The organism is Streptomyces sp. PKU-EA00015 (assembly GCF_013387495.1).
Lineage (GTDB): Bacteria > Actinomycetota > Actinomycetes > Streptomycetales > Streptomycetaceae > Streptomyces.
In genome coordinates, this window is the sequence record NZ_JABZEE010000005.1 from 226,668 (window position 1) to 243,145 (window position 16,478).

At 71.7% G+C, this 16,478-nt stretch carries 12 protein-coding genes; 7 read left to right on the plus strand and 5 right to left on the minus strand.

All coding sequences use genetic code 11. The annotated features are described in order from the left end of the window. The first annotated feature begins 21 nt into the window (after nt 1-21). Both HW130_RS05980 and polX read left to right on the plus strand, forming a co-directional pair. Nucleotides 22-693: a triacylglycerol lipase gene (locus tag HW130_RS05980; protein ID WP_177148353.1), complete on the plus strand. Its 672-nt coding sequence runs from the start codon at nt 22-24 to the stop codon at nt 691-693. 100 nt (nt 694-793) lie between these two features. Then, nucleotides 794-2,509: a DNA polymerase/3'-5' exonuclease PolX gene (gene polX, locus HW130_RS05985; protein ID WP_177148354.1), complete on the plus strand. Its 1,716-nt coding sequence runs from the start codon at nt 794-796 to the stop codon at nt 2,507-2,509. Nucleotides 2,510-2,704: 195 nt separating this feature from the next. On the opposite strand, the gene HW130_RS05990 is transcribed toward polX, so the two are convergent. The 5 genes from HW130_RS05990 to HW130_RS06010 all read right to left on the minus strand — a co-directional run bounded on the left by HW130_RS05990 (nt 2,705) and on the right by HW130_RS06010 (nt 9,490). Then, entirely contained in the window at nt 2,705-4,354 is a 1,650-nt protein-coding gene (locus tag HW130_RS05990; protein WP_177148355.1) for an FAD-dependent oxidoreductase, read from the minus strand. 58 nt (nt 4,355-4,412) lie between these two features. Beyond that, nucleotides 4,413-5,339 (minus strand): diiron oxygenase, encoded by a 927-nt coding sequence (locus HW130_RS05995; protein ID WP_177148356.1) that lies wholly within the window; start codon nt 5,337-5,339, stop codon nt 4,413-4,415. Nucleotides 5,340-5,760: 421 nt separating this feature from the next. Next, entirely contained in the window at nt 5,761-8,082 is a 2,322-nt protein-coding gene (locus tag HW130_RS06000; protein WP_177148357.1) for an FtsX-like permease family protein, read from the minus strand. A gap of 2 nt (nt 8,083-8,084) precedes the next feature. Then, on the minus strand, nt 8,085-8,987 hold the full coding sequence (locus tag HW130_RS06005; RefSeq protein ID WP_256355886.1) for an ABC transporter ATP-binding protein: 903 nt from the start codon (nt 8,985-8,987) through the stop codon (nt 8,085-8,087). After that, nucleotides 8,984-9,490 carry a PadR family transcriptional regulator gene (locus HW130_RS06010; protein WP_177148358.1) on the minus strand — a complete coding sequence of 169 codons (507 nt, stop codon included), beginning with the start codon at nt 9,488-9,490 and terminating at the stop codon, nt 8,984-8,986. The genes HW130_RS06005 and HW130_RS06010 overlap by 4 nt, the downstream gene beginning before the upstream one ends. A 168-nt stretch (nt 9,491-9,658) precedes the next feature. Between HW130_RS06010 and HW130_RS06015 the strand changes: the two genes are divergently transcribed. The 5 genes from HW130_RS06015 (at nt 9,659) to HW130_RS06035 (ending at nt 16,452) form a co-directional block, all read left to right on the plus strand. Continuing rightward, nucleotides 9,659-10,930, plus strand: a complete 1,272-nt coding sequence (locus HW130_RS06015; RefSeq protein WP_177148359.1) for an ABC transporter substrate-binding protein — start codon at nt 9,659-9,661, stop codon at nt 10,928-10,930. A 214-nt stretch (nt 10,931-11,144) separates the two neighbouring features. Next, entirely contained in the window at nt 11,145-12,824 is a 1,680-nt protein-coding gene (locus tag HW130_RS06020; protein ID WP_177148360.1) for a glycoside hydrolase family 13 protein, read from the plus strand. A gap of 28 nt (nt 12,825-12,852) precedes the next feature. Then, nucleotides 12,853-14,184: an ABC transporter substrate-binding protein gene (locus HW130_RS06025; protein ID WP_177148361.1), complete on the plus strand. Its 1,332-nt coding sequence runs from the start codon at nt 12,853-12,855 to the stop codon at nt 14,182-14,184. Nucleotides 14,185-14,194: 10 nt separating this feature from the next. Next, the gene (locus HW130_RS06030) at nt 14,195-15,526 is read left to right on the plus strand and encodes a carbohydrate ABC transporter permease (protein ID WP_177148362.1); all 1,332 of its coding nucleotides are present in this window, start codon (nt 14,195-14,197) and stop codon (nt 15,524-15,526) included. Beyond that, nucleotides 15,523-16,452 carry a carbohydrate ABC transporter permease gene (locus HW130_RS06035; RefSeq protein ID WP_177148363.1) on the plus strand — a complete coding sequence of 310 codons (930 nt, stop codon included), beginning with the start codon at nt 15,523-15,525 and terminating at the stop codon, nt 16,450-16,452. Before HW130_RS06030 ends, HW130_RS06035 begins: the two co-directional genes overlap by 4 nt. Nucleotides 16,453-16,478: the final 26 nt, after the last annotated feature.

Here is a 16,478-nt window from a genome sequence, read left to right on the forward strand (position 1 = left end):
GAGGTGACCGTGAGAAAACGCATGATCGTCGCTGCTCTGACCGCCCTGCTGCCGGCCCTGGGGTTCGGGACTCCGGCAGGCGCGGCCGGCACGTCGACGTTCAACTCCTCCAGCCATCCCATCTTGTTCGTCCACGGCTACAACGGCAGCGGTGCGAACTGGGACACCATGGTGAGCCGGTTCAGGAACGACGGCTGGCCCGCCGCGTACCTCGACCAGTGGAGCTACGACTCGCGGCAGTCCAACGCCACCACGGCCGAGCAACTCGCCGGTGAGGTCGACCGGTTGCTCGCCGCCACGGGAGCCTCGCAGGTCGATGTCGTCACCCACTCCATGGGCGGGCTCTCCTCGCGCCACTACCTCAAGAACCTCGGTGGCGAAGCGAGGGCCGAGGCATGGGTGTCGCTCGGCGGACCCAACCACGGCACCGACACGGCCAACGGTTGCTTCGACCCCTCGTGTGCGGAGATGCGCATCGGATCGAACTTCCTGACCGCCCTCAACTCCGGTGACGAGACGCCAGGAGGCCCGCGGTACGCGACCTGGTGGTCACCCTGCGACACGGTCATCAACCCCGACACCAGCGTCGCCCTCACGGGCGCCGGCAACACCCGGACCGCGTGCCTGGGCCACAACGCACTGCTCACCGACGCCACCGTCTACGCGCAGGTCCGCAGCATGATCAACAGTTGAGCCGTGTGTGCCTCCCGGGCAACCGGTCGCCGTGGGGACGGGCCCGGCGGCCGGCCTCGGCCGTGCTGCCCGCACGGCGGCGCCGAAGCATCCTGGAAGCATGGTGCGAGCCAATGAGGAGGTCCAAGCGCTCCTCCAGGAGTACGCCGACCTCATCGCCATCACGGGAGGCGACGCCTTCAAGGCGCGCGCGTACGAGAAGGCCGCGCGTGCGGTCGGCGGCTACCACGCGGACGTGTCCCAGCTGGACGCCGGGCAGCTGCGGGAGATTCCCAACGTCGGCAGGTCCATCGCCGACAAGATCGTGGAGTTCCTGCACTCCGGACATGTCTCCGCCATCGAGGAGCGCAGGGAGACCATCCCGGCCGGCGTCCGCGAGCTGATCACCATCCCCATGCTCGGCCCCAAGAAGGCCCTGGTGCTCTACGAGGAACTGGGCATCTCCTCCGTGGACCAGTTGCTCGACGCCATCCACGAGGAGCGGTTGCGCGACCTGAAGGGCTTCGGCGAGAAGACCGAGGAGAACATCCTCCACGGCATCGCCTTGATGCAGAAGGCCGGCGACCGCATCCTCCTCGACGCGGCCATGGACACCGCCGAACAGATCGTCGCCGAGCTGTCCCGCATCACCGGCTGCGGACGGTGCTGCTACGCCGGGTCACTGCGCCGCATGTGCGAGACCATCGGCGACATCGACATCCTGGTGGCGTCGGAACAGTCCCGCCCCTTCATGAACGCGGTCGCCGGCCTTCCGTACACCGCCGAGGTCATCGCCCGGGGCGAGAAGAAGACCAGCATCCGCACCACCAAGGGACTCCAGATCGACGTCCGGGTCCTGCCACCGGAGTCCTGGGGAGCCGGACTCCAGTACTTCACGGGGTCGAAGGCCCACAACATCCGCACCCGCGAGATCGCCGTGCGCCACAAGCTCAAGCTCTCCGAGTACGGACTGTTCCGCGTCAAGAGCGGCAAGAAGATCACCTCGGAGACGGAGGAGGAGATCTACGCCCGCCTGGGTCTGCCGTGGATCCCACCGACCCTGCGCGAGGACCGCGGCGAGATCGCCGCCGGGCTGCGCGGCGAACTGCCCGACCTGCTCGACGAGGCGGACATCCGGGGCGATCTGCACACACATACCGACCTCACGGACGGTCTCGCCTCCCTGGAGGACATGGTCGCCGCGGCGGCCGGACGCGGCTACGCCTACTACGCGATCACCGACCACGCCCCCGACCTCGCGATGCAGCGCATGACCAAGGAGAAGATCCTCGCCCAGCGCGAGCGTGTACGGGAACTGGACCGCCGGCACAACGGCATGCGACTGCTGCACGGCACGGAACTCAACATCGGCCCGGAGGGCGAGGTCGACTGGCCCCGCGACTTCCTGGAGACCTTCGACCTGTGCGTGGCCTCGGTCCACTCCCACTTCAACCAGAGCCGGCACGACCTCACCCGCCGTCTCGTACGCGCCTGTGAGAACCCCTGGGTCGCCGTCATCGGTCATCCCACCACGCGGCTGCTCGGCAAACGCCCCGGCATCGACGCCGACTTCGACGCGGTCTTCGAAGCCTGCGCGCGCACGGCCACCGCCCTGGAGATCAACGCGCATCCCAACCGGCTCGACCTGTGCGACGAGGACATCCTGCGAGCGAAGCGGTACGGCGTGAAGTTCGCGGTCAACTCGGACGCCCACGCCACCACGCACCTGCCGTACATGCGCTACGGAGTCGGCACGGCGCAGCGTGGCTGGCTCACCACGGACGATGTCATCAACACCTGGCCGCTGACGAAACTGCGCCGCTTCCTGCGGCACTGATGCCGTGGATGGCGTGGAGTGCCAGGGGCCGCCGTACTGCCGTGTCCACCGTTCGGTGCGCACCGGCGACCCGACAGAGGCCGGGAGGTGCGCGGACGGCATCGCGCGGTTCGCTGCCCTCGCCCTCGGAGCCGACGAGCCCTCGGCGGCGGGCCGTCCGGTGCTGTGCATCCGACGGCCCGTGACCCCCGTGCCTCAGCGCGACAGCGCCCAGCGGCCCCCCTTGGCCGCAGCGAGCAGTTCGGGCACCGTGGCCAGTTTGCCCCTCGGCCGGCCGGCCCGGCGGCCACGGGTCAGCTCGGCCCGTTCGATCGCGGCCAGGCCGCGGGCGTCGACGACCTGGCGGTTGCGGCGGCGGGCGAGGCGGTGGAACGCCTTCGGCGGGGCCGTCGGCGTGGGCAGCGAGCCCGCGACGGCATCCGCGAGGAGCGTGCCGATCGTCTCGGCGGCGCACGTGCGGTTGGCGCCGATGCCCCCCGAGGGCCCGCGCTTGATCCAGCCCACGACGTACGTCCCCGGCCGGCCGGTCACTCGGCCCGCCTCGTGCGGGACGGTGCCCGTGGCCTCGTCGAACGGCAGCCCGGCGACCGGCACACCGCGGTAGCCGACCGCCCGCAGCAGCATGCCGGCCACAACCTCCTGCTCGCCGGAGTCGGTTGTGACGCGCACGGCACGGACCCGCTCCTCGCCGAGCGCCTCCGCCGCCGAGGAATGGAACCGGAAGACGATGCGCCGCCCCGGCGCGGGGGGAAGCGAGAAGTCGACACGTCCGCGGGTGACACCCCGGAGGGCCGCGGTCTTGTCCCTGGGCCCGGCCGCGTCGATCGACGCACCGGTCCGCGGATCGTGGTCGTCCACGACCAGCTCCACACCTTCCAGGTGCTTGAGCGCGAGCAGTTCGGACCTCGTGTACGCCGCGTCCTGCGGACCGCGGCGTCCGAGCAGCACCACCTCGCGCACCGAGCCGGCGCGCAGGGCCGTCAGCGCGTGGTCCGCGATGTCGGTGCCTGCCAGCGTGTCCGGGTCCGCGACCAGGATGCGGGCGACGTCGAGGGCGACGTTGCCGTTGCCGACCACGACCACGCGTTCGGCGGACAGGTCGATCGCGTCGGGCGCGACCTCCGGGTGGGCGTTGTACCAGGCGACGAACGCCGTGGCGGAGATGCATCCGGGCAGTTCCTCGCCGGGGATCGCGAGCCGTCGGTCGGCGGAGGCGCCCACGGCGTAGACGACCGCGTCGTGGTGCGCCGCGAGCTCCTCCGCGGTGATGTCCCGGCCGACCTCCAGGCCCAGGTGCATCCGCACGCGTGGGTGCGAGTGGAACCGCCCGAAGGTGTCGCCGACCTTCTTGGTGGCGGGATGGTCCGGCGCCACCCCGTACCGGACGAGGCCGCCGGCCACCGGGAGCCGGTCCACCAGCGTGACCTCGGCGTTGGTGTGCAGCAGCAGGTCCTCGGCGGCGTACATGCCGGCCGGGCCGGTGCCGACGACCGCGACCCGGATCGGCGCGAAGTCGGACGGCAGGCTGCGGTCGAAGGCAGGCTCGCCCCAGGAGTGGAAGTTCGGGCCGTCGCCGGCCGGTTGGGGCTCCTGGTCCTCGAAGTACTCCGCGTTGAGCCGGGCGTACTCCTTCTGCGCGGTGGACAGGCTGTCCACCGGGAAGATCGCGTCCACCGGACAGGCGTCGGCGCACGCGCCGCAGTCGATGCACGACTTCGGGTCGATGTACAGCATCTCCGTACTGCCGAAGGCGCGCTCCTGCGGCGTCGGGTGAATGCAGTTGACCGGGCACACAGCGATGCAGGTGGCGTCGCTGCAACAGGTCTGGGTGATGGCGAAGGTCATGTCGTCAGCTCAGTTCGGCTCGGATTCGGCTCTTCGGGCTCAGCTCGGTCCGGCGCGGTCAGATCAGGTTCGCGCGCTTGTAGAACATCTGGGCCGGCTTGGTGAGCAGTCGGGCCGAGGCCAGGAACTCCATGAGGCCCGCGCAGCTCGAGCGCATCAGGGACTTGTGGTGCTCGTTGGCCTTCGCCTCGCCGACGGCGCGCTTCCTGTCGAGTCCGGCGTTGGTGTAGACGTCCTTGTTCACCATGCTGGTGACGATGACGTAGGACGCGACCGCGATGACGAAGGCGTGGATCTGGCGGCGCAGCCACCCGGCCTTCTCGAGGTGCCTGCGCGTCTCGTCGCGGGCGAACTTCATGTGCCGCGACTCCTCGACGACATGGATGTTGTTGATGGTGCGGACGAACGGCACGACCCGCTCGTCGCGCATCCAGTCGCGCTGCATCACGTCGAGGACCTCCTCGGCGACGAGGATCGCGGCGTACGCGGCCTCGCCGAACGCAACTGTCTTGAAGACCCTGCCCAGTTCGACCGCTATCCGGTGCGGGCGGTACGCCGGTGCGCCGAGCTTCCTCGCGCCGCGGGCGAACATGATCGAGTGCCGGCACTCGTCGGCGATCTCGGTCAGGGCCCACTGGAAGCCGGCCTGGGTCGGGTCCTTGGCGTAGATGTCGCGGAGCACCATCTGCTGCAGGATCATCTCGAACCAGATGCCGGTGCTGGCGACCGACGCGGCCTCCTGCCGCGTCAGCTCCTTGCGCTGTGCATCGGTCAGCTCCCGCCAGTACGCCGTGCCGTACAGCGTGCTCCACTCCGGGCTCGCACCGTGGAAGTCCTTGTCCAGCGGCGTCTCCCAGTCCACCTCCGTGACCGGGTCGTACGACAGCGTCGCGGCCGATTCGAGCAGGCGCCGGGCGACGTCGTGGTCGCGGTCCTCGTCGGGGGCCCCGTCCTGGATCTCCGGCCGAACGGTGCTGCTTGCCATGGTGCGGCTCCTCGTTGCGGTGGGTGGTGTTCCTTGTTCGCTGGTGCGGGATGTGCGGGATGTGCGGGATGTGCCGGGGGTACGTCGGGGCGACGGGAGGGCTGTGGGGCCGTCGGCCGCGCTCGTGCCCGCGCGGCGACCGGCGGCTCGCGAGATCTTGCCGCCGCTTGTTAGACGGACCGTATAGTAAGAGTGCCGCTCGGGCCTACCCCCGAGTACAAAATCGTCAACGGCGGCCCGGCAGGGGGGTGCTGAGGAGTGGCGCCTCACGAGGACGTCCCGCTTCACGCACGGCAAACCGACCGGCACCCGGCGCTGGACCTGACATGTGCGGCACGGGAACACGCTCCGCGACCTCCCGAGCCGCACACCGCACTCAGCCGCGGCCGACCCGGCCGGCCAAGGCAGCCGGCCCGTCAGCTCACAGCGTCTCGCTCAGCGAGTCCGCCGGCCTGCGCCGGGCCGTTCGGGTCGCGGGGACCGAGGCCGCCGCCACCGCGCCGAGCACCGCCGCGGCGATCAGCGCCAACAGCACCGGCAGCGGCGGCAGTTGGGCGATGCCCGCGCCCATGCCGCCGGCACCGCCCTGGGCGTCGACCAGACGGCGGCCCGCCACGGCGCCCACCGTTGTCCCGAGGACGGCGGACAGCAGCGCGGTCAGACCGGCCGCCGTCACGATCACCGCCCCGATCTGCCGGGGCGTCAGGCCGATGGCCTTGAGGGCGAGCAGGTCGCGGCCCCGGTCGCGTACACCCGTACCGATCAGAGTCAGCAGTTCGATCAGGCCGATCAGCGCGAGGACCACGATCAGCGCGGCGATCACCGCGCGCGCCGGTTCCAGACGGTCCGCCGGGTTGGGCGTCTCCCGGATCTCCAGCGCGCCGCCGCCCGCCTCTGCGAGCTCCGCGCTCACCGCGCGCGGGTCGGCGCCGTCGCGCAGCACCAGCGCGTGGAATCCGGGCCGCAGGCCGGGATCGCGCTCGCGCAGGGTGTCGATCGTCGTCGAGACGATCCGGCCGCCGGACTCCGGTTCGATGCTGCGGCCGACGATGTGGAGGATCTGCGGCCGTCCCTCGACCGTCATCCGCACCCAGTCGCCCACCCGTACGCCGAGCAGGTCCAGCAGCCCCTGGCCGGCGACCGCCTCGTCGGGGCCGTCGGGCGCCCGGCCCTCCACCACGGCGGACGGGTACGGCTCGTGGGCGGTGCCGAGCCCGCGCAAGGTGATGGTGCCCGTCTGGCCCGGTACGAGGGCCGCCGTCTCCACACCGGGATGGACCGCTGTCACGTCGTCGACGCCGGCGAGGATGCGCTCCAGCTCCGCTTCCGTCGGACCGCCCGGCTGCTCGGCCCGTACGGTCAGCGCGGCCGGCAGTCCCACCCGGTCCGGGTGGCTGCGGAACTGGTCCAGGGTCGACCAGGCGACGAGCGCCACGGTGATCAGCACCAGCGGCAGCGCGAGGCGGAGCACCGCCGCCACCGCGCCGCCCCGGCGCGCGAAGGCGGCGCGCGTGCCGAGCACGAGGGCGGGCGGCACCCGCATGCCGAGCGCCCATCTGCCGAGCACGGTCATCGGCGCGGCGGTCGGCAGCGCCGCCCGCGCCACGGGGACCGGGGGCACGCGTCCGGCACGCCAGGCCGCGAGGCCCGTGGCGACCGCGATGAGCAGCACCGCGCCGCACGGCAGGCCGATCAGCAGGGCCGTGTGACCGGGCAGGTCCTGCCACAGGGCGACCGCGTCACCGATCCGGCCCGGTATCCGCGACCCCAGCAGGGCGATCGCGAGCGTGCCGAGGGCGACGCCCAGCAGCGCGAAGGCCAGGTGCTGCACGAGGAAGCCGCGGACCACCTGGCCGGGTGTGAACCCGACGGCCTTGAGCACCGCGATGTCACGGAGCTGGCCGCGCACCCGTGCGGCGATCGCCCCCGACGCGGCCAGTGCGGCGGCCAGCAGCGCGCCCGTCCCGAACACGGCGAACAACTGGCCCAGCAGCCGGTCGTCGCCGCCCGCCTCGGCCCGCGCCTGCTGCCACTTGGTCACCCGGGCGACGTGGTCGGCGCCGAGGAGCGTCACCGCGCGCTGGACGGTGAAGTCGGTGTCGTCCGGGTCGTCCAGCCGCAGGCCCACGGTCTGCCCGCCGCTGCCGGGGGCGACCTTGTCGAGCGTGCCGGGCAGCACCCAGCCGATGCCCGGCTCGCCCCCCGGCCGGTAACGCGGCTCCGCGGCCTCCGCGACGCCCGCGACCCGCAGCGTGCTCGCCGAACCCTCCGGCCCTGCGACCCGCAGCGTGTCGCCCGGCTCCGCCCACAGGGCCCGGGCGACCGACGTCTCCAGCACGACCGCGGCCGCGCCGCCGTCGCCGGACGGCGCGAGCCAGCTGCCCGAGGTGACCAGCGGCCGGGCGGTCTCCGGGGGCCGGGCGCCGGTCGCGCGCAGTTCGAGACCCGCCCGTGCCCCGCGCGACTCGACCGTGGTCGTCGCGGTGCGGTACGGGCCGGAGAGCGCGGCCACGCCGTCGAGCCGGGACAGGCCGGTGGTGTCGGTTCCGGCGCGCGTGTGCAGCCAGATGTGAGCGCCCTGGGACTGGTTGAAGACCCGCTGCCAGGGGTTGGCCGCGTAGCCGAACAGCACGCCGGCCAGGAGCAGGGAGGCGATGATCCCCGCACTGGCGAGGACGACGAACAGGGCTTCGCCGCGGTGTGCCCGGAAGTCGGCGTGCGCCCAGCGCAGAGTGGCGCGCACCGTCAGTCCCTCAGCTCGAGCACGCCGGAGACGCCGCCGCCCGGGGCGCGGTGCCCGGTGCCGAGCACCGCGTCGTCGGCGATGCGTCCGTCGAAGAAGCTGATGACGCGGTCGGCGGCGCTCGCCATCCGGGCGTCGTGGGTGACCATCAGGATCGTCTGACCGCGCTGGTGGAAGCGGGAGAGCAGCCGCAGCACCTCACGGGTGCCCTTGCTGTCGAGGCTGCCGGCGGGCTCGTCGGCCAGCAGCAGCGCGGGGTGGTTGACGAGTGCCCGGGCGAGCGCGACGCGCTGCTGCTCACCGCCGGACAGTTCGCCCGGCATCGACTTCTCCCGGCCTTCCAGCCCGAGCTCGGCGAGCAGTTCCGCGCGGGAGGCGCGCGCCGACCGGGGCGACGCCCCGGCGAGCAGCGCGGGCAGCTCCACGTTGTCGGCGACGGTGAGGTTGGAGACGAGGTTGAAGAACTGGAAGACGATGCCGATGCTGCGGCGCCGCAGCACCGCCCAGCGGGCCTCCCGGTAGGCGTCGACCTGCTCGCCGCCGATCCACAGCCGTCCGCTGTCGGGCCGCTGGAGTCCGCCGATCAGGTGCAGCAGCGTCGACTTCCCGGCGCCCGAGGGGCCCGTGACCGCGACGAATTCTCCGGGCCGCACGGTCAGGTCCACCCCCCGCACGGCGTGCACGGCGGCGCCCTCGCCGTGGTGGGTCTTGGTCAGACCCTCGGCGCGCACGATCGGTGTGCTCCCGGCTCCGGAGGGTGGGATGTCCGGGTGCGGCGAGGAGCCCGCGTCCGCGCCGGCGCGGACGCCCGGGGCGCCGGACGGCCGGTCACCGCGGTCCCGGCCGCCGGACCCGGCCGCGCCGGGCAGCGCCCTGCGACCACCGGATGGCGCGTCGTCGCTCATTCCAGCTCCTCCTGACAACGTTCCAGCCAGTCGAGGTCGGCCTGCAGATGCAGCATGGCGCCCTCGATCAGCAACTGGGAGATCCTGTTGTCCCGGTCCTCGGACGCGGCCAGCTTCGACAGCTCCCGCATGGTGTTGAGGTACTGCCGCCGCTGTCTGTTGATCAGGGCGATCGGGTCGGCGAGCCCCGACTCCGGCGCGAGCGCGATCTTCATGAAGAACTCGTCCCGCACCCGCGGCTCGTCGGTGGTCTCCTCGAACCAGGCCAGCACGGCCTCGCGCCCGGCGTCGGTGAGCCGGTACGTCCGCTTGTTGGGCCGGCCCGACTGCTCGACGTCCTCGCCGTCGATCAGGCCGCTCTTCTCCAGCCGGCCGAGAGTGACGTAGATCTGGCCGACGTTCGGCTGAGGGTACGCGGCGCCCAGGAGCTTCTCAAGGTCCTGCTTGAGCTCGTAGCCGTGCGCGGGGCCCCGGGTGAGGAGTGCCAGGAGCGGCAGCCGCACGCGCTCCCCCTCTCTCCCGCTGCGTAGTCTGCTGTTGGCTGGGCAGTGGGACGTCCGGACCGCCCGCCCGCCCCGTCTGCCTGGGCCTCTAGTATCGCCCATGCCTAACGGGTATATATAGGCCACGATGGTCGGCGGCGCAGCCGGATCGTGCACCGGGAGGAACCTATGCGGTGGATGCGTGCCGCGGGTAGGGGACTCCTGGCCGCGGCGGTGGTTCTTGCGGGATACGCCGGATTCGACGCGCGTGCCGGGGGAGCGGAGCCCGTCGGCCGGGGGCCGATGACCCTGGTGACGGCCGGCGACCTGACCGGCTATCTCCCGCCGCTGCTCGAGGACTGGAACGAGGAGCACCCCGGCGAACGCGTGACGCTCGTCGAGCTGCCGGACTCGGCCGACGAGACCCGCGCGCAGATGATCAGCGAGCTGCGCTCGGGCAGCGACCGGTTCGACGTGCTCAACATCGACGTGGCCTGGACCTCGGAGTTCGCCGCGGCGGGGTGGATCTCGCCGCTGGAGCGCGACCGCTTCCCCCTGGACACCTTCCTGAGTCCCGTGGTGGACACCGCGACCTTCGACGGGCGGTTGTACGCCGTCCCGTACGTGACCAACGCCGGGCTGCTCTACTACCGCCGGGACGTCCTCGACCGTGCCGGTGTGAAGCCGCCCCGCACCTGGACCGAGCTGGCCCGCCAGGCCCGCACCCTGGCCCCGCGCCACGGCCTCGGCGGATACGCGGGCCAGTTCCTGCCGTACGAGGGCCTGACCGTCAACGTCACGGAGGCGGTGCACTCGGCGGGCGGCTCGATCCTGCGGGACGACGGCGACCGGGTCACCGTGGACTCGGACGCCGCGCGTGCCGCCTTCTCCTTCCTCGCGGACGGCGTGCGCGAGGGCTGGATCCCCCGTGACGCCCTCGGCTACAAGGAGGAGGAGTCCCGCCGGGCGTTCCAGGACGGCCGGCTGCTGTTCCTGCGCAACTGGCCGTATGTGTACGCCGACGCGAGCGCGAAGGACTCCAAGGTGGCCGGGCGGTTCGGCGCGGTGCCCCTGCCCGGCCCCGACGGCCCGGGCACCAGTGTGCTCGGCGGCTCCAACCTGGCGGTCAGCAGCCATGCGCGCCACCCCGAGTCGGCCGCCGACCTGATCGCGTACCTCACCAGCGAGCGCGTCCAGCGGAAGGTCCTGACCGAGGGGTCGCTGCCGCCCGTGCGTGCCGCCCTGTACGAGGATCCGGGGCTGATCGCCGCGCATCCGTATCTGCCGACCCTGCGCCGGAGCGTGCTGTCGGCCGTGCCGCGCCCCAAGTCCGCGCGCTACGACCAGGTGAGCCTCGCCGTGCAGGCGGTGGCGCAGGACGTCATGGCGCTGCGCCAGACGCCCGAGCAGGCGGTCGCGCGACTCGCGCGCGAGCTCGGCGCCATTTCCCGCACCGGCTGAGCCCATCGTCACCTCCTCAAGGAGCCTCTACTTACATGTTAAGTAGAGGCTCCTTGCTATTTGAAGACCCCAGAGCGGGACAAAGCACCCCAGCTTTAGGTAGTTTACGGACGCATCGTTGACACCTTGGCGTCATGGCTACTTAACATGCATGCATAACAGCGCCACCCGATCCGGGGCGCTCTCGCATTCAGCAGAAACAGGTCGACGCGAGATGCTCAGCACGCTTCCGGCCGGCATCGGCCAGCCCCTCCGCAGCTCCGCCACTCCCGAACCGTGGTGGCGCGACGCGGTGATCTACCAGGTGTACGTCCGCAGCTTCCTCGACAGCACGGGGGACGGGATAGGCGACCTGGCCGGCGTCCGTGCCGGGCTTCCCTACCTGCGGAAACTCGGCGTCGACGGCATCTGGCTCAGCCCCTTCTACCCCTCGCCGCAGCACGACCACGGCTACGACGTCGCCGACTACTGCGACGTCGACCCCGTCTACGGCGACCTCGCCGAGTTCGACCGGCTGGTCGCCGACGCCCGCAGGCTCGGGCTCAAGCTGCTGCTCGACATCGTCCCGAACCACTGCTCCAGCGAGCACCCCTGGTTCCGCGAGGCCCTCGCCGCCGCCCCCGGCAGCCCCGCCCGCTCGCGTTTCCACTTCGCCCCCGGCCGCGGCGCGGACGGCGCCGAACCGCCCAACAACTGGCGTGCCATGTTCGGCGGCCCCGCCTGGAGCCGGACCACGGACCCCGACGGGACGCCCGGAGAGTGGTACCTGCACCTGTTCACCCCCGAGCAGCCCGACCTCAACTGGCGCGACCCGGCCGTCGGCGACGAGTTCGAGCGGGTGCTGCGCTTCTGGCTCGACCGCGGTGTGGACGGCTTCCGCATCGACGTGGCGGCCGGTCTCTACAAGCACCCCGACCTGCCGGACTCGGACGACCCCGAAGCGGACGAGCGCTCCCGCGACTCGGTCAACCCGCTCGCCTGGAACCAGCCGGAGGTCCACGACGTGTGGCGCCGCTGGCGCGCGGTGTGCGAGGAGTACGCCGCACGCGACGGTCACGAGCGGCTGCTCGTCGGCGAGGTCTCCGTACCGACGGCGCGCGAGCACGCCCTGTACGTCCGGCCCGACGAACTGCATCAGGCGTTCTTCTTCGACCTGCTCAGCGCCCCCTGGGACGCCGACGCCTTCCGTTCGACGATCGACGAGGCCGTACGCGACATCGCCGGCACCGGCTCCACCGTCACCTGGGTGCTCAACAACCACGACCAGGTCCGCACGGTGACGCGGTACGCGGGGGAACCCGGTGTCGAGGGCAGCGGCCTCGGCGCCGCCCGCGCCCGCGCCGCCGCCCTGCTGATGCTGGCCCTGCCCGGCGCCGCGTACGTCTACCAGGGGGAGGAGCTCGGCCTGCCCGAGGTCCTCGACCTGCCGGACGAGGTCCTCACCGACCCGATCTTCCACCGCACCGGCAGCCGCAAGCACATCCGTGACGGCTGCCGCGTTCCGCTGCCCTGGTCCGGCCATGCTTCCCCGTTCGGCTTCAGCCAGGGCGAGGCAGGGGCCCGGCCGTGGCTGCCGCAGCCCGAGTGGTTCGCGGAGCACGCCACGGACCGGGCCCTCGCCGACACCCGATCCTTCTGGCACCTGTACCGCGAGGGCCTGCAACTGCGGCACAGCCTCCCGCAGTTGGGCGAGGGCACGCTGCGCTGGCTGGACGCGCCCCCGCACGTGCTGGCCATGGTCCGCGGCGACGGACTGATCTGCGCGGTGAACTTCGGCGCCGAGCCCGTCCCCGCTCCCGCGAGCGGCACCCCCCTGCTCTCCAGCGGCCCCTGCCCCGACGGTGTGCTCCCCGGAGCGACCGCCGCGTGGTGGACCGCCGACCCCACCTCCTGACCGCCCCACTCTCGGAAGGACCCTCACCATGCGACGACCCTCGAACACGACCCGGCGGACGGCAGCGACGGTCTCGGCGGCCCTCGCCGTCGCCCTGACCGCCACCGCCTGCGGTGGCACCACCGGCCCCGCGAGCGGCGGTGAACTCAGCGGCCAGACCGTCACCGTGGCCGGTGTCTGGACCGGCAGCGAACAGAAGAACTTCAAGAAGGTGCTCGACGCCTTCACCGAGAAGACGGGTGCGAAGACCGTCTTCGTGCCCTCCGGCGACAACGTCTCCACCTTCGTCGGCAGCAAGATCGAGGGCGGCAACGCCCCCGACGTGGTGATGGTCCCGCAGGTCGGCGTGCTGAAGCAGTTCGCCTCCGAGGGCTGGCTCAAGCCGCTGTCGGACAAGACCGCGAAGTCGGCCACCGACGGCCTCGCCCCTGTCTGGAAGGACTACGGCACGGTCGACGGCACCTACTACGGCCTCTACTTCAAGGCGGCCCACAAGTCGACCGTCTGGTACAGCCCGGACGCGTTCACCCAGGCCGGCGTCACGGAGCCCAGCTCGTGGACGGGCCTGCTGGAGGCCGGCCGCACCCTCTCGGACTCGGGCCGACCGGCCTTCGCGATAGCCGGCGAGGACGGCTGGACGCTCACCGACTGGTTCGAGAACGTGTATCTCTCGCAGGCCGGACCGGAGAAGTACGACCAGCTCGCCCAGCACAAGATCAAGTGGACGGACGAGAGCGTCGTCAAGGCGCTGACCACCCTGGCCGAGGTGTTCAAGGACAAGCAGCTCGTCGCCGGCGGCGCCCAGGGCGCGCTGCGCACCGACTTCCCCGCCTCCGTCGAGCAGGTCTTCGGCCCCGAACCGAAGGCGGGCATGGTCTACGAGGGCGACTTCGTCGCGGGCGTGGCCAAGGACGAGTTCGGCAGGAAGCCGGGCGAGGACGCCAAGTTCTTCCCCTTCCCCGGGGTCGGCGCCGGCGAGCCGCCGGTGGTCAGCGGCGGCGACGCGGCCGTCGTCCTGAAGGAGGGCAAGAACGCCGAGGCCGGGATGCGGCTGCTGGAGTTCCTCGCGACGCCCGAGGCCGCCGAGGTCTGGGCCGGCGCGGGCGGCTTCCTCTCGCCGAACAAGGACGTCAGCCTCGACGCGTACGGCGACGACGTGACCCGCGAGACCGCCGAATCGCTGATCGGCGCGGGCAACTCGGTCCGCTTCGACATGTCCGACCAGGCGCCCGCCGCCTTCGGCGGCACCAAGGGCGCGGGGGAGTGGAAGCTGCTCCAGGACTTCCTGCGCGACCCGTCCGACCCGAAGGCCACCGCGGCGAAGCTGGAAGCCGCGGCGGCCAAGGCGTACCGGAACTGAGGCTGCTCTCATGGCTGACATGCTCAAGGCCCGCGCCGCGGTGGACACGCGGCGCCGGGCCCAGCGCAGGAAGCGCCGCCTCGCGGTCGTCTTCGTCCTGCCCGCACTGCTGCTTCTCGGTGCGCTCGTCGTCTACCCCGTCCTCTTCTCCGTCGGCCGCAGTCTGTTCGACGCGAGCGGGGACCGGTTCGTGGGCGCGGCGAACTACACCGAGATGTTCAGTGATCCGGCCACGCTCAGGGCCATCCGCAACAGCACCATCTGGGTCGTCGTCGCACCCGTCCTGCTGACCGGTCTCGGGCTGATGCTCGCCGTGCTCACCGAGAAGGTGCGCTGGGCCACCGCGTTCAAGCTGGTGCTCTTCCTCCCCATGGCCGTCTCCTTCCTCGCCGCGGGTATCATCTTCCGGCTCGCCTACGAGCAGGACCCGGACCGGGGCGTGCTCAACGCCGCCGTCGTCGGCGTCCACGACGCGTTCGAGGATCCGGCGGCGTATCCGACGGCCAGGGCCCGCGAGAACCAGGGTCTCGCCGGCGGCGCGGGCGGCCCCTACACCACCGAGGAGGCCGTGCACCCGGGACGGACCGTGACCCTCGGCTTCGTGGGCGTCTCCCCCGACGCCATGCCCGCAGGGGCGAAGACCGCGGCCGTGAAGGAGCCGGGACCCGACGCGATCGGCGGAGTCGTCTACCTCGACTTCGCCCCGGGAGGCGGCGGTGCACAGGGAAAGGTCGACCCGGCCGAGAAGGGACTGCCGGGCATGACCGTCGAGGCCGTACGCGACGGGACGACCGCGGCCACCACGACGACGGCCGCCGACGGATCGTTCCGCTTCGCCGGCCTGGACGACGGCGCGTACACGGTCCGGCTGCCCGCGTCGAACTTCGCCGCCCCCTACGAAGGCGTGAACTGGCTCGGCCCCGCCCTCGTGACCCCCGCGATCATCGGCGCCTACCTGTGGGTGTGGACCGGATTCGCGATGGTGCTGATCGGGGCCGGCCTCTCCGCCATCCCGCGCGACGCGCTGGAGGCGGCCCGGATGGACGGCGCCACCGAGGGCCAGATCTTCCGCAAGATCACCGTGCCGCTGCTCGCACCCGTGCTCACCGTCGTCTTCGTGACCCTGGTGATCAATGTGATGAAGGTCTTCGACCTCGTCTGGATCATCGCGCCCGGACCGGTCCAGGAGGAGGCCAACGTACTGGCCACCCGCATGTGGCTGGTGTCGTTCGGCGGCGGCAACGACCAGGGCCTCGGCAGCGCGCTCAGCGTCCTGCTCCTCCTGCTCGTCGTCCCCGCGATGATCTTCAACGTCCGGCGGTTCAGGAGGAGCGGAGCATGAGCGGCCACAGCACCATCGAGCGTCCGCCGCTCGCGAAGGCCCCCGTCCCCACGGCGGTCCCGGCCGCGCCGCGCCGTCCCGGGCGGCAGAGCCGCCTGACCAAGTGGCTCAACAGCGGGATCGTCCAGGCCCTGCTGATCGTCGTGGCCCTGGTCTGGATCACGCCCCTCGCCGGGCTGTTCCTCTCCTCGCTGCGCTCGGAGCGGGACAACGCGTCCGACGGCTGGTGGACGGCGCTCAGCGACCCCTCCCAGCTGTCGCTGGACAACTACACGGCGCTGCTGGAGGACTCCGGCATCACCGCCGCGTTCTGGAACACCGTCCTGATCTCCGTGCCCACCACGATCCTGGTCGTCGGCATCGCCGCACTCGCCGGATACGCCTTCGCCTGGCTCGACTTCCCCGGCCGTGACGCGATCTTCCTGGTGGTCGTCGGACTGCTGGTGGTTCCCGTCCAGATCGGGCTGCTGCCCGTGGCCAAACTCTTCGGCACCATCGGGCTGTTCGGCACGATCGCCGGCGTCGTCCTGTTCCACGTCGCCTACGGACTCCCGTTCGCGATCTTCCTGTTGCGCAACTACTTCGCCGAGATACCACGCGAGATGCTGGAGGCCGCCCGGATGGACGGCGGCAGCGAGTGGCGCATCTTCTCCCGTCTCGTGCTGCCGCTCGGCCGGCCGGCCCTCGCGAGCCTCGCCATCTTCCAGTTCCTGTGGGTCTGGAACGACATGCTCGTGGCGCTGCTCTTCGCGGACAGCGGATCCCAGCCGCTGACCGTCGCCCTGCAGTCCCAGATGCGGCAGTTCGGCAGCAACATCGGCGTGCTGGCCCCGGGCGCGTTCCTCTCGCTGGTGGTCCCGCTGGTGGTCTTCTTCGCCTTCCAACGGCACTTCGTGCAGGGAGTGATGGCCGGATCGGTCAAGTAGGACCGAGCGACCGCCGTCGTCCAGGA